This is a genomic window from Mycobacterium sp. IDR2000157661, from assembly GCF_022317005.1.
Classification (GTDB): Bacteria; Actinomycetota; Actinomycetes; order Mycobacteriales; family Mycobacteriaceae; genus Mycobacterium.
This window is the reverse complement of record NZ_CP081006.1, coordinates 1,023,941-1,044,637: the sequence shown is the minus strand read 5'-3', so window position 1 is coordinate 1,044,637 and position 20,697 is coordinate 1,023,941. Positions and strand designations below refer to the sequence as shown.

The following is a 20,697-nucleotide window of genomic DNA, read 5'->3' as shown; positions in this document are numbered from 1 at the left end:
TTCCGGCGTGACCTCGCTGGAGCAGATCGCGCCCGCCTTCGTCGAGATGGCCCACTCCATCGTGTGGGCCTCGGTGGCCACCGTCGACCCCAATGGCCGGCCCCGCAGCCGCATCCTGCACCCCATCTGGGAATGGGACGGCACCGATCTGTTCGGCTGGATCGCCACGGTGCCCACCCGGTTGAAGAGAAGCCACCTCGCCGCGCACCCTGAGGTGTCGGTGAGCTACTGGACCACCAGCCACGACACCTGCAGCGCCGAGTGCCTCGTCGAGTGGTACCTGGACGTGGAAACCCGAGAAATGGTGTGGGACAAGTTCACCGATGCGCCCGAACCCGTCGGTTACGACCCACGCATCATCCCGATGTGGAGCGACGGGCCGACATCGGATCAGTTCGCCGTCCTGCGCCTGGCGCCCTACCGGATGCGCGTCATGCCCGGCACGGTGATGACGAAAGGCAAAGGGGCGCCCCTCACTTGGTCGTCGACGTGACTTGTCCGCGGGTCCGGCGCGAGTGATGATCGATGGCATGACCACCACGGTCGACGTCCGGTCGCTGCCGCTGGCGCCGAAGAACCCGCTGCCGCTGTGGCAACTGGTCAAATTGGTGCGCAGGCTCGACACCGGCCAGGACGTGATCCGCGACGCCGGCGGCCCGGTCACCCGCATCCAGTTCGGGCCCAAGAGACTGTTTCCTCCTCTCGTCGCGGTGATGTCGCCCGACGGCATGCGAGACGTCCTCGGCCGCTCCGATGCATCCTCCGAGCGCTGCGTCTACCACGACGAGGTGCGCGACATGGCCGGCGACAGCCTGTTCGTACTGCCCAACGAACAGTGGCGGCCCCGTAAGCGCGCGCTGCAACCGGTGTTCACCAAGCACAACGTCCGCAACTTCGGCGGCCACATGTCCGGGGCGGCCCAGGCCTTCGTCGACCGTTGGCCCCGCGGCGGCGAGGTGGACCTCGACGTGGAGTGCCGCCGGGTCGCGATGCAGTCCCTGGGCAAGTCGGTCCTCGGCGTCGACCTCAACGAACGGGCCGACACCATCGCCACCTGCATGCACGTGGCGTCGTCCTACACCGCCGACCGTGCGCTGCGCCCGGTGCGGGCGCCGCGATGGTTCCCCACCCGGGCCCGCCGCCGGGCGCGGGCCGCGGTCGAGGCGATGAAGACGATCACCGATGAGATGGTGCGCGCCTGCCGCGAGGATCCGCAGCGCGACGCACCGCTGGTGCAGGCGCTGATCGCAGCGACCGACCCGGAAACCGGTCAGCCGATCTCGGACGAGGACATCTCCAACGACCTGTTGATCTTCATGCTCGCCGGCCATGACACCACGGCGACGGCGCTGACCTACTCGCTGTGGGTGCTCGGGCACCACCCCGACGCTCAGGACCGGGTCGCCGCCGAGGCCGCCGCGATCGGCGCGCGGGAACTCACCCCCGACGACGTGCCACAGCTCGGGTACACGGCGCAGGTGCTGCACGAGTCGTTGCGGCTGTGCCCGCCGGCCGCCGGTGTCGCCCGGCTGGCCACCCAGGACATCGCGGTCGGCGGCTACCGCATCGAGGCAGGCACCCTGGTCGCGGTCGGCCTCTACGGACTGCACCACGACCCGGCGCTGTGGCCCGAGCCGATGAAGTTCGATCCGGACCGCTTCAGCCCGGAGAACGTCAGCAACCGCAACCGCTGGCAGTTCCTGCCCTTCCTCGGCGGTGGCCGGCCGTGCATCGGTGAGCACTTCGCCCGGCTGGAGACCACGCTGGCCCTGGCGACCATCGTGCGGGCCATGAAGGTCCGCTCGATCGACGACGTCTTCGAGTGCGACGTGCCGTTCACAACGGTCGCCAAGGGCCCCATCCGCGCCCGCCTGCAGCGCCGCGACTGAATCGCCCCGCCGTCACTCGGCGCGGGTCAGCAGCAACGCCTGGTCGAACGGCAGCACCGCGAACAGCGGCCGCATCCAGCCCGTCACCGACGTCGCCGCCTCGCGCTTGGGAACCACCCGCGGGTCCCGGACCCCGAACGTCCTGCCGTAGCGCGTCACCCGGCCCGCACCGGCCGCGCTGAGGTTCTTCAACCAGTCGCGGTCCGGGCCGTAGGTCAGCAGGATGGCCACCCCGTCGCGGGTCGGGAACACCGTCAACGGCGTCCGGTAAGGCCGGCCCGACCGACGGCCCACGTGCTCGAGGATGCCCATCGTGGGCGCCCATCCCGCCCACAGGCGCTGGATCGGATTGGTGACGTGCCTGTTGAAGCGCGCCAGCCATTGCGGTAGCTGCATACCACCCATCACACTCGGAGACCATGGCGTACCTCAAGCCCTCGTGGTTCACCGTCAAGGTCTTCAACCCGTTCGCGGCGACGATCGGGATGGGCGAGACGCTGACCGTCACCCGGCGGCACAGCGGGCGACCGCAGCAACTCCCGGTGATCCCGGTCGACGTGGCGGGCAGCAAGTACGTGGTGTCCACCCGCGGGGAATCCGAGTGGGTCAAGAACCTGCGGGCCAACCCCAACGCCAAGATCGGCGACACCGAGTATGTCGCCCGCGAGATCCCCCAGACCGACCGTCAGCGGATCCTCACTGCCTATCGGGAGAAGGCCGGCCGATCGGTCGAGGGCTACTTCCGCAAGCTGCCGCGCGAGGCCGACCACCCGGTTTTCGTGCTGACCCCCAAAGGCTGACCACTACACCCTGTAGTTGACGGCGTTCGGCAGGCTGGGACACTGGTGCCATGCGCGCTGACCACATCTCCACCGAGGTGTCGGCGCGGCTGTTCGCCGACGCAGCGGCCGTCATCCCCGGCGGGGTGAACTCGCCGGTGCGCGCCTTCGCCTCGGTCGGCGGCACGCCGCGCTTCATCACGTCCGCCAACGGCTACTGGCTGACCGACGCCGACGGCAATCGCTACGTCGACCTGGTCTGCTCGTGGGGGCCGATGATCCTCGGCCATGCGCATCCGGAGGTCGTCGCGGCGGTGCAGCGGGTGGTGGCGGACGGCCTGTCCTTCGGCGCGCCCACTCCCGCCGAGACCGAACTGGCCGCCGAGATCGTCGGCCGCGTCGCTCCGGTCGAGCGGTTACGGCTGGTCAACTCCGGCACCGAGGCCACGATGAGCGCCATCCGGCTGGCGCGCGGTTACACCGGCCGGGCCAAGATCGTGAAGTTCTCCGGGTGCTACCACGGGCACAGCGACGCGCTGCTGGCCGACGCCGGTTCCGGGGTCGCGACGCTCGGCTTGCCGTCGTCGCCCGGCGTGACCGGCGCCGCCGCGGCCGACACCATCGTGCTGCCCTACAACGACGTCGCCGCGGTCCAGGAGACCTTCGACCGGTTCGGCGAACAGATCGCCTGCATCATCACCGAGGCCGGCCCCGGCAACATGGGTGCTGTCCCGCCGCTGCCCGGCTTCAACGCCGACCTGCGCCGCATCACCGCCGCGGCAGGCGCGCTGCTCGTCGTCGACGAGGTGATGACCGGCTTCCGGGTCAGCCGATCCGGCTGGTACGGCATCGATCCGGTGCACGCCGACCTGTTCACCTTCGGCAAGGTGATGAGCGGCGGGCTGCCCGCCGCCGCCTTCGGTGGCCGCGCCGAGGTGATGGAGCGGCTCGCGCCGCTCGGCCCGGTGTATCAGGCAGGCACGCTGTCGGGGAACCCGGTCGCGATGGCCGCCGGGCTGGCGACCCTGCGCGCCGCGGACGACGGCGTCTATGCGGCACTCGACGCCAACGCCGACCGGCTCGGCGCACTGCTCGGTGAGGCGCTGACCGAAGCCGGAGTGGCGCATCGTGTTTCGCGGGCGGGAAACATGCTCAGTGTCTTCTTCACCGACCATGAGGTCACCGACTTCGCCTCGGCCAAAGCGACGCAGACCTGGCGGTTCCCGGCGTTCTTCCATGCCCTGCTCGACGCCGGGGTGTATCCGCCGCCCAGCGCTTTCGAGGCCTGGTTCGTCTCGTCGGTGCTCGACGACGAAGCGTTCGAGCGGATCGCCGCGGCCCTGCCGTTCGCTGCCCGTGCCGCCGCCGAGACGGTCGAACCCGCATGACCGACAAGCCGCCCGAGGCCGCCGAGGCCGTGAAGACAGTGGTGCACGTGATGCGCCACGGCGAGGTGCACAACCCGGACAAGATCCTCTATGGCCGGCTTCCTGACTACCACCTCTCGGAGCGGGGCCGGGCGCAAGCACAGGCCGTCGCCGCATGGCTGGCTTCGCGCGACATCGTCTACGTGGTCGCCTCGCCGCTGGAGCGGGCGCAGGAGACCGCGGCGCCGATCGCCGCGGCCCAAGGCTTGTCCGTCGACACCGACGACGAGCTCATCGAATCGCACAATATCTTTCAGGGACAGCGGGTTTCGCCGGGCGACGGCGCGCTGCGCGATCCGCGCAACTGGTGGCATCTGCGCAACCCCCGCACGCCGTCCTGGGGTGAGCCCTACCGGGAGATCGCAGCCAGGATGACCGGGGCGCTGCACCGGGCGCGGGCAAAGGCCGCAGGCCACGAGGCCGTGTGCGTCAGCCATCAGCTGCCGGTCGAGACGTTGCGTCGCTCGATGATCGGCCTTGCGCTGCACCATTTCCCGACCCGGCGGCTGTGCAACCTCGCGTCGGTCACGTCGTTCTACTTCCACAACGACTCGCTGGTCGGCTGGGGCTACTCGGAGTTGGCCGGGCAGTGAAGCGGTGGCTTGCCCCGGGCTCTCGGCTCTTCGCGCGAGTGCTCATCGCAGCGTGCGCGGGATGTGTCGCGCTCGCCGGCTGCTCGACCGGCGACGACGCCGTCGCGCAGGGCGGCACCTTCGAGTTCGTCGCCCCCGGCGGGCAGACCGACATCTTCTACGACCCGCCGCAGACGCGGGGCCAGCCGGGGACGATCAGCGGCCCCGCCCTGATGAACCCGGACAAGACCATCTCGCTCGACGACTTCGACGGCAAGGTCGTGGTCATCAATGTCTGGGGGCAGTGGTGCGGGCCATGCCGCACCGAGATCGGCGAGCTGCAGCGGGTGTACGACGCGACCAGGGCGCAGGGGGTGGCGTTCCTGGGGATCGATGTCCGCGACAACAACCGCCAGGCGGCGCAGGACTTCATCGTCGACCGCAAGATCACCTTCCCGTCGATCTATGACCCGCCGATGCGCACCATGATCGCCTTCGGTGGCCGCTATCCCACCACCGTGATCCCCTCGACCGTCGTGCTCGACCGCCAACACCGCGTCGCGGCGGTGTTCCTGCGCGAGCTGCTCGCCGAGGATCTGCAACCCGTCGTGGAACGGCTTGCCCGGGAGACGAACGCCGCACCGGAGCCCCCGAAGGCCCGCTCGTGAACCTCGACGGCCTGGGTCAGCTGGTGGCCGGCGGCCCCGTCGTGCTGGCGCTGCTCGTCAGCGCGCTCGCCGGTCTGGTGTCGTTCGCCTCGCCGTGTGTGGTGCCGCTGGTGCCGGGCTATCTGTCGTACCTGGCCGCCGTCGTCGGAGTGAGCGACGACGACCGGCCCGACACCGCGGCCGCAGGGGCCGTGGCGGTGCGCACCGCGCGGCTGCGGGTGGCCGGCGCGGCGATGCTGTTCGTCGCCGGGTTCACCGTCGTGTTCGTCCTCGGCACGGTCGCGGTGCTGGGCATGACGACCGCGCTGATCACGAATCAGCTTCTGCTGCAACGCATCGGCGGTGTGGTCGTGATCGTGATGGGCCTGGTGTTCATCGGGCTCATCCCGGCACTGCAACGCGAGGCACGGTTCACCCCGCGCCGGATCTCGACGCTCGGCGGGGCTCCCCTGCTGGGCGCCGTCTTCGGGCTCGGTTGGACGCCGTGCCTGGGACCGACCCTGACCGGCGTGATCGCCGTGGCGTCGGCCACCGACGGGTCGAACGTCGCCCGCGGCGTGGCGCTGGTGATCGCCTACTGCCTGGGTCTCGGGCTGCCGTTCGTGCTGTTGGCCTTCGGATCCGCACGCGCCGTGCAGGGCCTCGCGTGGCTGCGCCGCCACACCCGCACCATCCAGATCGCCGGCGGGGTGCTGATGCTCGCCGTCGGCGTGGCGTTGGTGACCGGTGTGTGGAACGACTTCGTGTCCTGGGTGCGCGACGCCTTCGTCAGCGACGTCACGCTGCCGATATGACCGATGTCCAGGCGCGAGCAGACGCAGACTCGCCCACCACCTCCCGTCCGAGTGGGATTTCGCGTGTGCTTGCGCTGATGCGCAACACCTGGCGCACGCTGACCTCGATGGGCACCGCGCTGGTGCTGCTCTTCCTGCTCGCGCTGGCCGCCATTCCCGGCGCGCTGTTGCCGCAGCGCAGCCTCAACGAGGCCAAGGTCGCCGAGTACATCGCCGCGCACCCCACACTGGGGCCGTGGCTGGATCGGCTGCAGGCCTTCGACGTCTTCTCCAGCTTCTGGTTCACCGCGATCTACGTGCTGCTGTTCATCTCCCTCGTCGGCTGTCTGACGCCGCGGATGGTCGAGCATGTTCGCAGCCTGCGGGCGACACCGGTGGTCGCGCCTCGCAATCTGGGCCGGCTGCCCAAGCACCACTTCGTCGAGGTGACGGCCGAACCCGAGGCGCTGGCCGCCACGGTGAAAGGGCGGCTGCGCGGCTGGCGCACCGTCACCCGCCGCAAGGGCGGGTCCACCGAGATCTCAGCGGAGAAGGGCTATCTGCGCGAGTTCGGCAACATCGTCTTCCACTTCTCGCTGCTGGGCCTTCTGGTGGCGGTGGCGGCCGGCAAGCTCTTCGGCTACGAGGGCAACGTCATCGTCATCGCCGACGGCGGTCCGGGATTCTGTTCGGCCTCGCCCGCCGCGTTCGACTCGTTCCGCGCGGGCAACACCGTCGACGGCACGTCGCTGCACCCGATCTGTGTGCGGGTCAACGACTTCCAGGCCGACTACCTGGACTCGGGGCAGGCGACCTCGTTCACCGCCGACATCGAGTATCAGGCCGGCGCCGATCTGGCGTCGGGTACGTGGCGGCCCTACCGCCTGGAGGTCAACCATCCGTTGCGGGTCGGCGGTGACCGGGTGTATCTGCAGGGCCACGGGTACGCCCCGACGTTCACCGTGAAGTATCCGGACGGGCAGACGCGTACGCAGACCATCCAATGGCGGCCCGAGGACCAGACCACGTTCCTGTCCTCGGGTGTCATGCGGTTCGACCCGCCGGGCGGCACCTACCCCGACGCCGCGGAGCGCCGCAGGAACCAGATCGCCATCCAGGGGTTGTTCGCCCCGACCGAACAACTGCACGGCACGCTGCTCTCGTCGAGCTTCCCCGCGCTCAACGACCCGGCCGTCGCCGTCGACGTCTACCGCGGTGACACCGGACTCGACACTGGCCGGCCTCAGTCGCTGTTCACCCTCGACCCCCGGCTCATCGATCAGGACCGGCTGGTCAAGCAGGCCCGGGTGAACCTCAAGTCCGGGGAGTCGACACGCCTGGACGACGGCACCGTGGTGCGCTTCGACGGCGCGGTGCCGTTCGTCAACCTGCAGGTGTCGCATGACCCGGCGCAGGTGTGGGTGCTGGTGTTCGCTCTGACGATGATGGCCGGTCTGCTGGTGTCGCTGGTGGTGCGCAGGCGCCGGATCTGGATTCGGATCGCGTCGGCCGGTCCGGGTACCGTGAGCGTCGAGCTGGGGGGTCTGGCCCGCACCGACAACTCCGGATGGGGCGACGAGTTCGAACGGTTGACGGCGCGGCTGGTCCCCGCGGCCGATGCGGCACGAGAGAAGGTCGGATGAATCCCGAACGAATCGACATCGGGCTGGCCCGGTATTCGGACTTGGCGTTCACATCGTCGGTGCTCGTACTGGTCGGGGCGCTGCTGCTGCTGGCCATCGAGCTCGCCTACAGCCGCAGCCGCAAGGTCGAGCAGCGGGAACTGGTCGGGGCGGGTGTCGGCGCGGACAGCGCGTCCCCGGGCATCGTCGCCGAGGCGCCCAGACGGCCGATCGATCAGCGGATCGGCGGTGCCGGGCTGGCCCTGACCTACGTCGGGATCGGTCTGCTGCTGGCCTGCATCGTGCTGCGCGGGCTTGCGACATCGCGGGCGCCGTGGGGCAACATGTACGAGTTCATCAACCTCACGTGTCTGTGCGGGTTGGTGGCCGCCGCGGTGGTCCTGCGCCGGCCGCAGTACCGGGCGCTGTGGGTGTTCGTGTTGGTGCCGGTGCTCATCCTGCTCACGGTCTCGGGCCGCTGGCTCTACGCGACCGCCGCACCCGTCATGCCTGCCCTGCAGTCCTACTGGCTACCGATACACGTTTCGGTGGTCAGCCTCGGCTCCGGGGTGTTCCTGGTCGCCGGGGTCGCCAGCATTCTGTTCCTGGTCAAGATGTCGCGGTTCGGTGACCCGGGCAACAGCGCAGCCGCGGGGGCGCTGCCCCGGATGATCAGCAGGTTGCCGGACCCGCAGATTCTGGACCGGATCGCCTACCGAACGACGATCTTCGCGTTCCCGGTGTTCGGCTTCGGCGTCATCTTCGGCGCGATCTGGGCCGAGGAGGCCTGGGGCCGATACTGGGGCTGGGATCCCAAGGAGACGGTGTCCTTCATCGCGTGGGTGGTCTACGCCGCGTACCTGCACGCGCGCTCGACGGCCGGATGGCGCGACAAGAAGGCCGCCTGGATCAACGTCGCGGGATTCGTCGCGATGGTGTTCAACCTGTTCTTCATCAACCTCGTCACGGTCGGCCTGCACTCGTACGCGGGGGTCTGACGGACCGCGCGAAAAACTGATCCGGCAAACCCGGTGCGCCGGTTGGTCGCTCAGCCCTCCAGCCGCAGCCGCGCCGACGGCCGGCGGCTGAGGCGGTTTCAGCAAACCGTTTGCTGGTTGCTGGTGTTCCCGCGGACGAGGGATCCCTGCCAGCGGCGTCCACCCACCCAGACCGATGCATAAGCGCTTCAATATCGTCCGACGGGACAAGCGTCGAGCGGGCGACCGCACCGTTTTCGCGAAATGACACACCCAGACTGGCATTAGCTGTGATACTGCAGTCAAGGGCGCGTCAGGGCGGCGTCGGCACGGCGTAACGGAGTCGGTTTCCGCGGCGAACTCGTCGCAACGGGAGTGCGGCAAAGAAGTTGCACGGCCGGTCCGTCGCTCTGCGAGGGGTGCGCGCCCGCCAACATCTCGGGCTCGTCAACGGGCTCGACGGGGACGGGGACAGCACTCGCCGCACGGCCGCGCTACCGGGATCGCGGGCCTCGCTTCGCTAAGATCACGCACTGAACCCCAGCGACCCCGGGAGACCCGCAGCGTGTCCGAATATCCGGCGCCCCCTTCTGCGCCCGGTGGTTTCCGTGCGCAGAGCCGGTTCAGCGATCCCGCGATCGAGGCGCCGCCGGAGTGGACCGCCCCGACCCCTCCCAACGGTCTGCCGCTGGGACTGACAGCGCCGGAGCCAGCAGAGGCCCCGGCATCGCAGGAGGACCCGCCGCCCTTTCTCGATCTGTCCACCGTCGCGCTGTTGGGCCGGCGCAGACAGGCGCCGTCGAAGGGCTGGCGACGGTGGGTGTACTTCGCCTCGGCCAAGACGATCAACCTGGGCGACGGACCCAAGGCGATCCGCAGGCAGGCACTCGTCGCACAGGTGCAGCGGCCGCTGCGAAGCTGCTATCGCATCGCGGTCCTATCGCTCAAGGGCGGGGTGGGCAAGACCACGGTCACCGCGACATTGGGTGCGACCCTGGCCTCGGTTCGGGGTGACCGCGTCATCGCCGTCGACGCCAATCCCGACCGAGGCACACTGAGCCAGAAGGTGCCGCTGGAGACGCCCGCGACGGTGCGCCACCTGCTGCGCGACGCCGAAGGCATCGAGGCCTACAGCGATGTCCGCGCCTACACCTCGCAGGGACCCAGCCGGCTGGAAGTGCTCGCATCGGAGAGCGACCCCGCCGTGTCGGAGGCGTTCAGCTCCGACGACTACGCCCGCACGCTGGCGGTTCTGGAGCGCTTCTACAGCCTGGTGCTCACCGACTGCGGCACCGGGTTGATGCACTCGGCGATGGCGGCGGTGCTGGCCAAGGCCGACGCGCTGATCGTGGTGAGCTCCGGTTCGGTGGACGGCGCGCGCAGCGCCTCGGCGACACTGGACTGGCTCGACGCGCACGGCCACCAGGCACTGGTCCGTGACTCGATCGCGGTGATCAACGCGGTGCGACCGCGCTCGGGCAAGGTGGACATGAAGAAGGTGGTCGACCACTTCAACCGGCGCTGCCGCGCCGTGCTCGAGGTGCCGTTCGACCCGCATCTCGAAGAAGGCGCCGAAGTCAGCCTGGACCGGCTCCGGCCCGAGACCAGCGAAGCCCTCATCGAACTCGCGGCCGCGGTCGCAGACGGTTTCCCGAGCGGGCGCCGCTAACGCTCAGGCCGGGGGTTGTCCTCGGTGCCGAGCCGACGCAGGAAATCAGGATCGTCGTCCGGCCCGATCGTGCGGGTGCGCGGACGGCTCGAGGAATCCCGCATGAGTCGCCAACCGACATAGAACAATGCGGCCAACACGAGAATCAGGAGCAGGTACGCCACTACAGAAAAACCTCCTTGCCTCGAATATACGCGCCGTCGGTAGGCTCGTTTCGTGTCTGACGGTCCGACGGGATCCCGCCTCGTTCTCGATGTGGTCGCCTACATCCTGGCGCGGTTGCTGTTGGTCGCCGTGCTCACGGTGGCGATCCTGGGCGTCGGCCACCTCGTCGGGCTGAGGGAGTTCCCCCTAGTGGTCGCGCTGCTGTTCGCGATCGTGATCGCACTGCCGTTGGGCATCTGGGTGTTCGCCCCTCTGCGCCGCCGCGCCACCGCCAGCATCGCGGCGTTCGACGAACGCCGCCGAGCGGACCGTGCCCAACTCCAGGCGCGGTTGCGCGGTGAAGATCCGTCCCCGGAATGACGCCCGCCGCGGTGCGGGAGGCGTTCGACGCCGCACGCGGCGAACTGGTATGCCGGAGAGCGGCCGAGCTACGACCTCCCGATGCCGCTTGCGCCCGACGCGCGGCGCTTCGACATCTCACCCGCCTGGTTCAGCATCCTGGGTGTGCCTGCGCGCTTCGGGTCGGCTTCCATCTCTGCAACACCGACGACGATCTGGACCGATTACTCACCGCGTTGTGGTACGGGCCGAAAGTGTGCTCGCGGCGGGCCGGGAAGTGAGATCGGAGCGGTCAAACGCAATTCAAGATCAGACACTCCGTTGCTGTCCGGTTGTCCCGCTTCCCAATCGGCCATTGCGACTTCGTGCAGCGTATTGCGGACCCGCTGTCGACAGGGTAGAAGTCGGGCATGACCTCTCCCCGAAACCTCTATGCACGTTGGATCGACGAGCTGTGGGCCGGCAAGCCCGTTGGCGCCGAACTGGTGACCGAGGACTTCGTCGGGCACTGGCCCGGACGTGAGGTGCACGGGCCTTCGGAGTTGGCGGCCGTCGTCGGGGAAACGCACACGATGTTCACGGATCTGAAATTCGTCATCGAGGTCGAACCCTTCGTCGACGGGGACATGCTCGCGGCCCGGTGGATCGGCACCGGCGCGGCCAAGGACGGCCCGAAGCGGTTCACCGGCAACGACATTCTGCGTATCGTCGACGGCCGGTTCGCCGAGTACTGGACCGGTACCTCGACCGGTTGATCAGCCGGCGGCGTCTTGCAGTATCTGCCGCAGTCGGTCCAGCGGGTCGCCGTCCTCCGGGTTCAGCTGCAGGGCAGGGCGTTCCGACTCGGGCTCGGGCACCGCGAACGCGGGCGGCGGCGGCGGTGCCGGCGCCGCCGACGGTGCGGCAGGCGGCGGAGGCGGGGGAGCGCCCAGCCCGGCGAGCTTGGCCGCCAGCCGTGGTGCGGTGTCGCTGCGGACGGCGCGCCGCTCGGGATCGGGATCCGTGTTGTCCGAGAAGCAGGCCGGCGGTGCGGCGTTGACGAGGTCCAGCGCGCTGAGGTAGCGCGCGCGGGCGGCGTCGGGGCGGTTCTCCCACGCGTCGACGTCGCCCCGGCGCTCGCGCACCAACTCCAGATTGACCAGCACCGGACACGACTGTTCGGCGGGAGTGTGCGTCAGCGCCTCGGCGAATCGTGCCTCGGCGTCGGCGAGGCGGTCGTCGAGCACGGCCGACGTGCCCGCGGCGAACGGCGCTTTCGCGGGTTCGATCACATTGAGCACATCCAGCACGGCGACGTTGGTGCGCAGCGCGTCGGCGTCGCGCTCTGCATAGTTGGAGTTCGCCGAATTGCCCGCCGCCACAACGGAGATCATCTTCACCGCGGCGACCAGCAGGACGAGGACGGCCGGGGCCGAGAAGAGCAGTAGCCGGCGCCGCAACCGCAAGCGCGCCGGAATCGAATGCCGGATGCGCATCACAGCACCACATCCCGACGGGCTCCGCGTCTGGCCCGGATCTCGCGGACGGTGAGGTAGATCTCGAACAACAGCAGCACGGCCGACGCCAATGCGAAAACCCAATACAGTTCAGTGCGGTCGGGGGTGCGCGTCGGACCGGCGGCCACCTCGGGCGCGAGCGTGTCCAGATCGGGGATCACCTCGGTGACCGGCCGTGCGCCGTCGCGCGCGATGTACGGAACACCCAACTGGTCGGCCAGTCGTTGTAGGCCCGCTTCGTTGCGGGCGGTCCCGTATCCGAGCACTGCGCCGCCGTCGACCGAGTTGGGCACCGGGTCGAATTCGCCCTGCGGAGCGCTGGACCCGGGCGCGCCGGACCCGAAGTAGAACACCAGGTTCGGGGCACCGGGCTGGCGCTGCCCGGCCGCGATGAGTTGGTAACGCAGGATATTGGCCGCCGCAGCGGCGTTGACCTCGCCGGCGTCCGCGGTCACCGGGCTCAGCCCCGCCACGACGGGCTTCAGGCTCCATGAGTCTTTGGACAGCGGCCACTCCAGGGACGGCCGCGATGCGAAGGTGATCATGGCGATCCGGGCGTTCGGGTACCGGTCGATGACAGCGGTGACGTCGTCGCGGATACCGGCCAGCCGGGTCCGTCCGTCGTCGTAGTCGGTGACGCCGGTGTCGGCCGAGCGGTCCACGACCAAGAACACGTTCGGCGCGGCATCATCCGACCTCGACGCGCCGGCCTGCTGCTCGGCGTCGCCGATGGCCGGCCGTGCGGCGGCGATCAGCAACAGCACCACCGCCAGCGTCAAGCCGGACCAGCGCCAGACCGTCGCCCAGCGCTGGGCACCGCCGGTGGCCAACTGCCGCATCGTGATGAGCCGCAACATGATGACGACCGCCGCGGCCACCAGGAGCAGAGCAGGCAGGATCACCGGTGAGAACGTCATCGCCGCACCACCACCAGCGCCAGACACAGCAGCACCGACACGAAGACCGCGACCGCCAGCGGAACCGTCGGCGAGTCGCCGCGCCACCCGGTGACGGTGCTGGTCTGCGCGGCACCGGGCGGATGGGCGCGGATCTGGTCCAGGTCGGCGGTCAGGCCGGCGCCGAGCGGCGCGTAGCGCCCGCCGGTCGCCTCGACGACTGGGCGCAAGCTGCCCGGAGAGGAGGCCAGCGCGTTGACCTGAATGCCGTTCTGCCGCGCCATTTCGGTGACCTGCTCGGTGGTGAACAGGGACGGTCGGGTCTCGCCGGGTGCCCGCATGTCGCCAGGCCCGAGATAGATCAGCGACCGGCGACGTTGGCCAGGATCGTCGGAGGCCGGGAAGCCGGTCATGCACAACGCCAGCGTGTCGGCGACGCTGGGCGCATAGTCGACGTAGGTCACCGGTGCGGCGAACGCTGCGATGGCGCTTCGCCTCGCCGAGCGCTGAGCGGCCGATACCTCCTCGTCGTCGGGTAGCTGCGCCACGGCTGCGGCGTCGCTGAACGTCTCCACGGCGTACTGGTGATCACGGGTGAGTGGCACGACCCGGCGGTTCGGTGAGGTCAGGCCGATGCGTTGGATCCCGTACGTGCGCGCTTGTTCGGCGAAGTAGCCGAGGAACTCGCCGGTGACCGGATCGGTGACCGGCTGGCCGACGCACAGCATGATGTCTTCGCCGATGTCGCTCGGCTCCGACGACCACCACCATCCGGTCGGGCGGGCACCGGCGAGTGCGGCCGCCGCGAAGAGCAGGACCAGAAGCGCGATGACGACAACAGCGGACACCGACTGCATCCGTGCCACCCGGGCGTACTGCGGAAGACTGGTCAACCGGGAGGTGTTGGCCAGCCATCGCAGCCGCCGCTGCCGCTGATTAAGCGGGATCGCCAACGCCAAGGCGACGGCCGCACCCAGGCAGCCGAAGCCCAGCGCTGCCACGGGCCACCAGCTCAGGGCCACGATCGGATCAGCTCCTCGGTGCTGTTGCCCACGTCGCCGAGGCGCACCCCGGTCGTGGCATTGAACTGGGCATCCTCGAGCGCCGACAGCACCGGAGCGGCGGGCGCCAGGTCACTGCGGCCGATCTCGTCGAGGTGCATGTACTGTGCGCGCGTGCCGGTCGCCTGGTGCAGGAAGCTGCGCAGCGTGCGACTCATCGCGGCACCGGCGTCGGCCGCGGACAGTTCACCGTCCCGGTTACGGGACGCGATGCGCTGCACGCTGTGGGCGAAGTGACGCCGCAGCAGCCTGCCGTGCAGCGCCCGCGCGCCGGGCAGCGCTCTCAGCCGGTGCGCTGGCAGCGTCCACACGAAAACGCCGACGTACCAGGCGATCACCGCGACGAGCAACAGCAGTCCGAGCCACAGCCACCATGTCGAGTAGGTCATCGGGCCGCTGACGAACCGCAGCAGGTCATCCGGCACGGGCGAACACCCCCGTCAACTCGACGAGGCGGGACCGGATGTCCCTGCTCGCACCGATTCTCGCGTACGGAACGGCGCGGGTGGTCAACAGTTCATCGAGCCGGCGGATGCGGGCCTGCTCGGCGCGCCGGTATGCGGCCACCACCCGCGCTCCGAGTGTCCCGCTGCCCAACACGAAACGCCCGCTGGACACGTCGAATCCGTCGCGCTGGTCTCCGGGCCCGCCCACGGCGGGCATGTCGGGCACCATCGCCCACATCACGTCGTGCCTGCCCGCCAGTCGCCCGACCACGTCGTCGAGACGTTCGGTCACCTCCGGCTCGTCGGACACCACGACGATCAGCATCGGATGGCGGTAATGTGTTGCCACATAATCCAACTGACACATGACGTCGCTGGGTCCACCGCCCACTGCGGCATGCCGGTAGTACCTGTGCAGCATGCTCTCGATGTGCGTCTCACCGCGTCGCTGGCGAATGTTGACACTGCCGCGGGCGTCACCGTAGACCATTCCGACCTGATCGGAGCGCCCGAGGGTGATCAGGCCGACGGCGCCCAGGATGTTCACCGCCACATTGCGTTTGAGCTCACCACTGGGTGTCGTCGCAGACATATTGCGCCCGGCGTCGGCGACCAGCAGCAGTTTGTGGTGCTTCTCGGAGACGAAGCGCTTGATCAGCACGTGACCCGAGCGTGCCGAGGCCTTCCAGTCGATGTCGCGGACGTCGTCGCCGGGCACGTACGGCCGCAGGTCGTCGAATTCGAGGCTGCGACTGTGCAACAACGCGTACCGGCCGCCCTCGAGCATGCCGCGGGTGTCGGTGCCGAAGTGCGACTTGGCCTCGTTGAGATGCTTGCCCATCGCTGCCTAGGGAACTCGGACCGCTTGCAGGACGGCGTCGATGATGGCCTCGGGGGTGATGTTGGCGCTGGCCGCCTCGAAGCCCAGGATGAGGCGGTGCCGCAGCACCCGGTGGGCCAGTCGGGCGACGTCTCCGGGAAGGACGTGGGCGCGGCCGTCGAGCAGCGCCAGCGCGCGCGCGGCCGCGCAGAACGCGATGGTGGCGCGCGGGCTGGCGCCATATTCGATCAGCCGCGCGTACTGGGCCGGCAGGTGCTGTTCGGGCTCGCGCGTCACGGCCACCAACCGGCTGGCGTAGTGCATCAACGCCCGATCCATGTGCACATGGCGCACGACGGCCTGCAGCCGCCGCACGTCCTCGAGGTCGGCCACCGGCCTGCTGCGGTGGTTCTTGTCGTAGAGCCCCGCGTCGATGCGGAACATCACCTCGACCTCCTGCTCGGCCGAGGGGTAGTGCACGACGTCCTTGAGCATGAACCGGTCGGTCTGCGCCTCCGACAGCGGATAGGTGCCTTCCTGGTCGACGGGGTTCTGCGTGGCGATGACCAGGAACGGTTCCGGTATCGGGTACTCGGTGCCCGCGATCGTGGTCTGGCGTTCCTCCATCGCCTCGAGCATCGCGCTCTGGGTCTTGGCGCTGGACCGGTTGATCTCGTCGAGCAGCACGATGTTGGTGTGCACCGGTCCTAGTTGGGTGACGAACGAGTTGGTCGCCGCCTCGTAGACCTGCGTACCGATGATGTCGCTGGGCAGCAGGTCGGGGGTGCACTGGATACGGCGGAACCCGCCGTGGATCGATTCGGCGATGACGCGCGCGGCGGTGGTCTTGGCCAGTCCCGGCACGCTCTCGACCAGGATGTGGCCGCCGGACAGCAGCCCGATGAGCAGCGACTCTCGCAGGTTCTCCTGACCCACCACCTTCGCCGCGAAGGCCTCGGAGATCGCGCCGACGACGCGCTGCGCCTCGGCGAGATCTCGCTGGTCGAGTTGTGTCCGTGCTGCGGTCATTGCTGCCTCTCGAGTCGTGTCCCGACGCGGACTGCCGCGTCCGGATACCCGGGCCAGGGTATTCACACACCGCTGCACCGGCGAGCAGGCGCAAAGCGGTCTAGGAGAGGAATCGCTCGACGTAAGGGGCAAAGCGGGCCTGCAGGTCGTGCTCGTCGAGGCCGAAAATCTCCGCCGACGTCGCCACCCGGCCCAGCCGGCCACGCTGGTGGCCGGCCAGGTAGTCGGCCATCGCGCGGCGCGCCGCCTCCGGCATCGGCTCGTCGGCCAAGTCGTAAATGGTTGCTGCAACGCCCATTTCGTCGGCCATGAAATCGTCGAAACGAATGTCGACCGACCGCTGCGGCGGGATCGCGTCGCGGTCGCGGACCAATGCGCCCAGCATCGACTCCAGCCGGTCGATCCAGCACGCCGCGATGTCCTGGACCGGCACCGGCGAGCAGTGCATGCGCGCGCTGTAGGTCAGCATCGTCAGCATCGACAGCACCACCGGCACCGGGTCGCGATGTGTGGCGATCACCACCACGCCGGGGAAGACGCGGTCCAGGACACGTAATTGCTCGAGGTGCTGCGGCGACTTGAGCAGCCAGCGCCGCCCGCCGCGCAGGAACTGCAGTGCCTTGAGCTGGGTGGCCAGGTGTACGTAGTGCGGTGTCTGGTCGTGGGACAGGTAGTAGTCGCGCCACCGTGGCACGTGGGCGAGGGTCTCGAAGAGCATGGACGAGAAGTCGTTGGCCAGCAGCTGGATCTCCTCGTGCGCGTGGTCGGTCGTCATCTCGTGCATCAGCGCGAAGTGCGGCATAACCGCGTTGATGACCTCGACCGCGGCGTCCATCCGGGTGCGGCGCGGATCCGGGTCGATCCCGGCCTCCGACGGCAGCGGGAACGGCTCGTTGCTCTCCCAGTAGGGCAGCGTGCGAAACGTCGTCCCGGCCGCGAGCAGGTTGTGCAGATGGGTGGTTCCGGTGCGCGGCAACCCCGCGATGACGACCGGCGGGGCCAATTCGACGTCGTGGATCTCCGGGTGCCGGCGCAACAGGTCGGTCAGCAGCAGGCGGTTCTTGAGCCACTGCAGCACCTGCGCGTGGAAGTTGACCACGCCCGCGTCGTGTAACCCCGGAATTTCGTGCAGCGCAGCGAGAAACACGTCGAGACGCTCGCGGTAGTCATCGGCGCCGAAGTCGTCCAGTCCGGTTTCGGCGCGGGCTTTCGCGTGCAACACGTCGGCGTCGAGCGGGCAGTCGGGCGCCATCGCGGCCATCATCGCGCGGATCGGGGCCACCGCGGCCGGAAAGCGCGGCTCGGCGAGGTCGTCGAGAACAACGGCGGCGGGTGTGGTGTCGGTCACAACGCGTTATGTTACTGTCAGTTTCGTAATGACGACGGAAATCGGCCGGCCCCGCGACAAACGCATCGACGGCGCGGTGCTCGATGCGACCGTCGAAATGCTGGGCGAAACGGGCTACGCCGAGCTCACCGTCGACGCGATCGCCCGTCGTGCGGGCACCAGCAAGCCCGCGATCTACCGGCGCTGGCCCGGCAAGGCCCACGTCGTGCACGAGGCGGTGTTTCCCGTCAGCGCCGCCACCGAACTCCCCGACACCGGCTCGCTGCCCGGTGACGTCCGCGAGATGGTGCGCCGAACAGCCGGGGTGTTGACCACCCCGGCCGCACGTGCGGCGCTGCCCGGCCTCGTCGGCGAGATGGCCGCCGACCCGGCGCTGCACAGTGCCCTGCTCGAACGCTTCGCCGACGTGCTGACGCGCGGGTTGTCCGACCGGCTGGGGGCGGCGGTGGCCCGCGGCGAGGTCCGGGCACAGGTGTCGGCGGCCGACCTCGTCGAGGCCGTCGCGGGCATTACGTTCCTGGCCTTGATCACCCGCGGCGACGCACTCGACGACGCCTGGATCGACCGCACCGCTGCACTCATCACGAGAGGGATCTGCGCATGACCGACCATGATGTCGCCGCCGGGGCGGCTCCGGCCCATGATGTCGCCGCCGGGGCGGCTCCGGCCCATGATGTCGCCGCCGGGGCGGCTCCGGCGGCCCACGAATCGACCACCGCCTGGCGTGAACTGCTCGACACCCTCGGCGGGCTGGACCGCGCGTTCCTCGAGGGGGACCGCGCCGTCGCCGACGACCGTCACATCGCCGACGGCTACCGCATGCTGGCCACGACGCTCGGCGTCGCGTTCGACACCTACCTGTTCGCCGAGCCGAGCAGGCCCATGTGGGTCGAGCTGAACACCCCGTTCCGCCGCGACCGCCGGTGGGGCGGCGACAACACCGACGCGTACTACTTCATGTGCCCGGTCGACCCGAAGCGCCGCTACCGCATCAGCGGCAACAAGGGGGACAGCGTGTACTTCTCGGTGACCGCCTACAACGAACCGTCGCCCGGCGCGTGGTCGGACCGCGTCGTCGCGATCGTGCGCGACGACGATCTGGCCGCCTCGGGCCGGTTGGACGCAGACGGCAACTTCGAATTCGACTACGGGCCCACCGACGACGGCGTGGTGTTGGTGACGCGCGACTACCAGGCCGATCCGCTGACCGGGCGCGCCGTGTCCTGGCGGATCGAGGCGCTCGACGAGCCCGACCCCATCCGCCACGGCGACGCCGAGACCGCGGCCGCGCTGCGTGCCAGTGCGGCCTGGCTGCGCACCATGTTCGCGATCGTGCCGCTGGCGGTCGGCGCGCGCGTCGACGACGCCCACACCCTGGGCCACGAGATCTCCCAGGCGGCAAATCGATTCGCCGACCCCTACCAGGTGCCCGACGCGAACTTCGGCTGGTCGGCCCGCGACGCCTGCTATGCGTACGGCAGCTTCGATCTGGCAGAGGACGAGGCGCTCGTCGTCACGCACCGGCCGCCTGCGTGCCGGTTCTGGAACCTGGTGATCTGGAACCAATTCATGGCAGGCGTCACCGATGCGCGGACCTCGGTCAACGGCTACAGCGCGGTGCCCAATTCGGACGGCACGGTCACCGTCGTCGTCTCCCGCAGGATGACCGCGCATCCCAACTCGCTCACCACCGTCGACTATCCGCGCGGCAACCTGGCTTTCCGGTGGTTCCTGGCCGACCGGGTGCCCGCCCGCCCGGACGTGCAGCTGGTCAAGGCCGCCGACGCCCCGACGTCCATCGCCTAGCGATTCGGGCGCCCACCGCACACCTTCACGCCGAAATCGTCAGGGCCAGCGCGACGGCCACCGCCCACACCAGCATCGTCAGCCCCGTGTCGCGCAGCACCGGGATCAGGTCCCTGCCGCCCAGGCCTTCGCGCACCGGGCTCGCGGCCCGCACCGCCAGGGGCAGCGCGATCAGCCCGACCGCCGCCCATGGGGTCGCCGACATCAGCGCCAGCGCCAGCGCGAACGCCACCCCCAGTAGCGCCTGGTACAGCACGCGGGTGCGCGCGTCGCCGAGCCGCACCGCGAGCGTGATCTTGCCGGACTCCTTGTCGGTCGGGATGTCGCGCAGGTTGTTGGCGACGAGCACCGCCGACGACATGCACCCCATCGCCACCGCGACCGCCACCCCGACCCAGTCGACGCGCAGGGCTTGCGTGTACTGCGTGCCGAGCACCGCGACCAGCCCGAAGAAGACGAAGACGGCGACCTCGCCGAGTCCGAGGTAGCCGTAGGGCTTGCGGCCACCGGTGTAGAGCCACGCGCCGGCGATGCACACCGCGCCGACCGCGATCAGCCACGGCGCGCTCACCCATGCCAGCACCAGCCCGGCCAGCGCCGCGACCGCCAGGCTCACCACCGCGGCGGTCAACACCGACCGCGGCGTCGCCACCTTCGACCCGACCAGGCGCAGCGGTCCGGCCCTGACGTCGTCGGTGCCGCGGATGCCGTCGGAGTAGTCGTTGGCGTAGTTGACCCCAATGATCAAGGCGACGGCGACCGTCAGCGCCAGCAGCGCCTTCCACCAGGAGGCGCCGTGCAGCCAGGCCGCGGCGCCGGTGCCGGCGATCACCGGCGCGATCGCGTTGGGCAGGGTGCGCGGGCGCGCGCCCTCCACCCACTGGGCGAATGTGGCCACGAGCCAGTCTCGCACGC

At 69.5% G+C, this 20,697-nt stretch carries 24 protein-coding genes and 1 pseudogene; 15 read left to right on the top strand and 10 right to left on the bottom strand.

Annotation, left to right across the window (positions count from 1 at the left end):
- The first annotated feature begins 7 nt into the window (after positions 1–7).
- Both K3G64_RS05955 and K3G64_RS05950 read left to right on the top strand, forming a co-directional pair.
- On the top strand, positions 8–493 hold the full coding sequence (locus tag K3G64_RS05955) for a pyridoxamine 5'-phosphate oxidase family protein (protein WP_238889676.1): 486 nt from the start codon (positions 8–10) through the stop codon (positions 491–493).
- A 37-nt stretch (positions 494–530) separates the two neighbouring features.
- Positions 531–1,889 carry a cytochrome P450 gene (locus tag K3G64_RS05950; RefSeq protein ID WP_238889675.1) on the top strand — a complete coding sequence of 453 codons (1,359 nt, stop codon included), beginning with the start codon at positions 531–533 and terminating at the stop codon, positions 1,887–1,889.
- Positions 1,890–1,901: 12 nt separating this feature from the next.
- On the opposite strand, the gene K3G64_RS05945 is transcribed toward K3G64_RS05950, so the two are convergent.
- The gene (locus tag K3G64_RS05945) at positions 1,902–2,285 is read right to left on the bottom strand and encodes a nitroreductase family deazaflavin-dependent oxidoreductase (protein ID WP_238889674.1); all 384 of its coding nucleotides are present in this window, start codon (positions 2,283–2,285) and stop codon (positions 1,902–1,904) included.
- Between the two features lie 23 nt (positions 2,286–2,308).
- Between K3G64_RS05945 and K3G64_RS05940 the strand changes: the two genes are divergently transcribed.
- From K3G64_RS05940 to K3G64_RS05905, 8 genes are all read left to right on the top strand, one after another.
- On the top strand, positions 2,309–2,689 hold the full coding sequence (locus K3G64_RS05940) for a nitroreductase/quinone reductase family protein (RefSeq protein WP_238889673.1): 381 nt from the start codon (positions 2,309–2,311) through the stop codon (positions 2,687–2,689).
- 50 nt (positions 2,690–2,739) lie between these two features.
- Positions 2,740–4,056 (top strand): glutamate-1-semialdehyde 2,1-aminomutase, encoded by a 1,317-nt coding sequence (gene hemL, locus K3G64_RS05935; RefSeq protein ID WP_238889672.1) that lies wholly within the window; start codon positions 2,740–2,742, stop codon positions 4,054–4,056.
- Positions 4,053–4,688, top strand: coding sequence for a histidine phosphatase family protein (locus K3G64_RS05930; RefSeq protein WP_238889670.1), 636 nt, complete (start codon positions 4,053–4,055; stop codon positions 4,686–4,688). Before hemL ends, K3G64_RS05930 begins: the two co-directional genes overlap by 4 nt.
- A gap of 44 nt (positions 4,689–4,732) precedes the next feature.
- Positions 4,733–5,335, top strand: coding sequence for a TlpA disulfide reductase family protein (locus K3G64_RS05925; protein ID WP_238950435.1), 603 nt, complete (start codon positions 4,733–4,735; stop codon positions 5,333–5,335).
- A gap of 11 nt (positions 5,336–5,346) precedes the next feature.
- A complete protein-coding gene (locus K3G64_RS05920) occupies positions 5,347–6,129 on the top strand; it encodes a cytochrome c biogenesis CcdA family protein (protein WP_370647167.1) in 783 nt (260 codons plus the stop codon).
- A 77-nt stretch (positions 6,130–6,206) separates the two neighbouring features.
- Positions 6,207–7,751 carry a cytochrome c biogenesis protein ResB gene (gene resB / locus K3G64_RS05915; protein ID WP_238889667.1) on the top strand — a complete coding sequence of 515 codons (1,545 nt, stop codon included), beginning with the start codon at positions 6,207–6,209 and terminating at the stop codon, positions 7,749–7,751.
- Complete coding sequence (gene ccsB, locus K3G64_RS05910; RefSeq protein WP_238889666.1) at positions 7,748–8,728, top strand: c-type cytochrome biogenesis protein CcsB; 981 nt, start codon at positions 7,748–7,750, stop codon at positions 8,726–8,728. Before resB ends, ccsB begins: the two co-directional genes overlap by 4 nt.
- A gap of 544 nt (positions 8,729–9,272) precedes the next feature.
- Positions 9,273–10,376, top strand: a complete 1,104-nt coding sequence (locus tag K3G64_RS05905) for a MinD/ParA family ATP-binding protein (RefSeq protein WP_238889665.1) — start codon at positions 9,273–9,275, stop codon at positions 10,374–10,376.
- Here K3G64_RS05905 and K3G64_RS05900 read toward each other — a convergent pair.
- Positions 10,373–10,540, bottom strand: a complete 168-nt coding sequence (locus K3G64_RS05900; RefSeq protein WP_238889664.1) for a hypothetical protein — start codon at positions 10,538–10,540, stop codon at positions 10,373–10,375. The two genes, K3G64_RS05905 and K3G64_RS05900, sit on opposite strands and share 4 nt — an antisense overlap.
- 52 nt (positions 10,541–10,592) lie before the next feature.
- Here K3G64_RS05900 and K3G64_RS05895 point away from each other — a divergent pair, with 52 nt between their 5' ends.
- The 3 genes and pseudogenes from K3G64_RS05895 to K3G64_RS05885 all read left to right on the top strand — a co-directional run bounded on the left by K3G64_RS05895 (position 10,593) and on the right by K3G64_RS05885 (position 11,635).
- Positions 10,593–10,901, top strand: a complete 309-nt coding sequence (locus K3G64_RS05895) for a DUF4229 domain-containing protein (protein ID WP_238889663.1) — start codon at positions 10,593–10,595, stop codon at positions 10,899–10,901.
- A 24-nt stretch (positions 10,902–10,925) separates the two neighbouring features.
- Positions 10,926–11,045: pseudogene (locus K3G64_RS25635) on the top strand (aminotransferase); the annotation flags it as partial.
- A gap of 245 nt (positions 11,046–11,290) precedes the next feature.
- Positions 11,291–11,635 carry an ester cyclase gene (locus K3G64_RS05885; protein ID WP_238889662.1) on the top strand — a complete coding sequence of 115 codons (345 nt, stop codon included), beginning with the start codon at positions 11,291–11,293 and terminating at the stop codon, positions 11,633–11,635.
- Here the strand turns inward: K3G64_RS05885 and K3G64_RS05880 are convergent, their stop codons facing one another.
- From K3G64_RS05880 to K3G64_RS05850, 7 genes are all read right to left on the bottom strand, one after another.
- Positions 11,636–12,355 carry a hypothetical protein gene (locus K3G64_RS05880; protein WP_238889661.1) on the bottom strand — a complete coding sequence of 240 codons (720 nt, stop codon included), beginning with the start codon at positions 12,353–12,355 and terminating at the stop codon, positions 11,636–11,638. It abuts the gene before it with no gap.
- Complete coding sequence (locus tag K3G64_RS05875; RefSeq protein WP_238889660.1) at positions 12,355–13,293, bottom strand: vWA domain-containing protein; 939 nt, start codon at positions 13,291–13,293, stop codon at positions 12,355–12,357. Before K3G64_RS05875 ends, K3G64_RS05880 begins: the two co-directional genes overlap by 1 nt.
- Positions 13,290–14,294 (bottom strand): hypothetical protein, encoded by a 1,005-nt coding sequence (locus K3G64_RS05870; protein WP_238889659.1) that lies wholly within the window; start codon positions 14,292–14,294, stop codon positions 13,290–13,292. The genes K3G64_RS05875 and K3G64_RS05870 overlap by 4 nt, the downstream gene beginning before the upstream one ends.
- Positions 14,285–14,758, bottom strand: a complete 474-nt coding sequence (locus K3G64_RS05865; protein ID WP_238889657.1) for a hypothetical protein — start codon at positions 14,756–14,758, stop codon at positions 14,285–14,287. The genes K3G64_RS05870 and K3G64_RS05865 overlap by 10 nt, the downstream gene beginning before the upstream one ends.
- Positions 14,748–15,620, bottom strand: a complete 873-nt coding sequence (locus K3G64_RS05860; protein ID WP_238889655.1) for a DUF58 domain-containing protein — start codon at positions 15,618–15,620, stop codon at positions 14,748–14,750. Before K3G64_RS05860 ends, K3G64_RS05865 begins: the two co-directional genes overlap by 11 nt.
- Before the next feature lie 6 nt (positions 15,621–15,626).
- Positions 15,627–16,628, bottom strand: coding sequence for an AAA family ATPase (locus tag K3G64_RS05855; protein WP_238889653.1), 1,002 nt, complete (start codon positions 16,626–16,628; stop codon positions 15,627–15,629).
- Between the two features lie 100 nt (positions 16,629–16,728).
- Positions 16,729–17,892 (bottom strand): sulfotransferase family protein, encoded by a 1,164-nt coding sequence (locus K3G64_RS05850; protein ID WP_238950433.1) that lies wholly within the window; start codon positions 17,890–17,892, stop codon positions 16,729–16,731.
- A gap of 112 nt (positions 17,893–18,004) precedes the next feature.
- On the opposite strand from K3G64_RS05850, the gene K3G64_RS05845 reads away from it, so the two are divergent.
- Positions 18,005–18,580, top strand: a complete 576-nt coding sequence (locus K3G64_RS05845; RefSeq protein ID WP_238889652.1) for a TetR/AcrR family transcriptional regulator — start codon at positions 18,005–18,007, stop codon at positions 18,578–18,580.
- Positions 18,577–19,782, top strand: a complete 1,206-nt coding sequence (locus K3G64_RS05840) for a DUF1214 domain-containing protein (protein ID WP_238889651.1) — start codon at positions 18,577–18,579, stop codon at positions 19,780–19,782. The genes K3G64_RS05845 and K3G64_RS05840 overlap by 4 nt, the downstream gene beginning before the upstream one ends.
- Before the next feature lie 25 nt (positions 19,783–19,807).
- Here the strand turns inward: K3G64_RS05840 and K3G64_RS05835 are convergent, their stop codons facing one another.
- A complete protein-coding gene (locus K3G64_RS05835; protein WP_238950431.1) occupies positions 19,808–20,680 on the bottom strand; it encodes a 1,4-dihydroxy-2-naphthoate polyprenyltransferase in 873 nt (290 codons plus the stop codon).
- Positions 20,681–20,697 lie beyond the last annotated feature (17 nt).

Excerpts from the sequence above, each read along its gene's own strand:
- K3G64_RS05950 (WP_238889675.1), top strand. The coding sequence starts at position 531 with ATGACCACCACGGTCGACGTCCGGTCGCTGCCGCTGGCGCCGAAGAAC.
- K3G64_RS05945 (WP_238889674.1), bottom strand. The coding sequence starts at position 2,285 with ATGCAGCTACCGCAATGGCTGGCGCGCTTCAACAGGCACGTCACCAAT.
- K3G64_RS05940 (WP_238889673.1), top strand. The coding sequence starts at position 2,309 with ATGGCGTACCTCAAGCCCTCGTGGTTCACCGTCAAGGTCTTCAACCCG.
- hemL (WP_238889672.1), top strand. The coding sequence starts at position 2,740 with ATGCGCGCTGACCACATCTCCACCGAGGTGTCGGCGCGGCTGTTCGCC.
- K3G64_RS05930 (WP_238889670.1), top strand. The coding sequence starts at position 4,053 with ATGACCGACAAGCCGCCCGAGGCCGCCGAGGCCGTGAAGACAGTGGTG.
- resB (WP_238889667.1), top strand. The coding sequence starts at position 6,207 with ATGCGCAACACCTGGCGCACGCTGACCTCGATGGGCACCGCGCTGGTG.
- ccsB (WP_238889666.1), top strand. The coding sequence starts at position 7,748 with ATGAATCCCGAACGAATCGACATCGGGCTGGCCCGGTATTCGGACTTG.
- K3G64_RS05885 (WP_238889662.1), top strand. The coding sequence starts at position 11,291 with ATGACCTCTCCCCGAAACCTCTATGCACGTTGGATCGACGAGCTGTGG.
- K3G64_RS05880 (WP_238889661.1), bottom strand. The coding sequence starts at position 12,355 with ATGCGCATCCGGCATTCGATTCCGGCGCGCTTGCGGTTGCGGCGCCGG.
- K3G64_RS05875 (WP_238889660.1), bottom strand. The coding sequence starts at position 13,293 with ATGACGTTCTCACCGGTGATCCTGCCTGCTCTGCTCCTGGTGGCCGCG.
- K3G64_RS05860 (WP_238889655.1), bottom strand. The coding sequence starts at position 15,620 with ATGGGCAAGCATCTCAACGAGGCCAAGTCGCACTTCGGCACCGACACC.
- K3G64_RS05855 (WP_238889653.1), bottom strand. The coding sequence starts at position 16,628 with ATGACCGCAGCACGGACACAACTCGACCAGCGAGATCTCGCCGAGGCG.
- K3G64_RS05850 (WP_238950433.1), bottom strand. The coding sequence starts at position 17,892 with ATGATGGCCGCGATGGCGCCCGACTGCCCGCTCGACGCCGACGTGTTG.
- K3G64_RS05845 (WP_238889652.1), top strand. The coding sequence starts at position 18,005 with ATGACGACGGAAATCGGCCGGCCCCGCGACAAACGCATCGACGGCGCG.
- K3G64_RS05840 (WP_238889651.1), top strand. The coding sequence starts at position 18,577 with ATGACCGACCATGATGTCGCCGCCGGGGCGGCTCCGGCCCATGATGTC.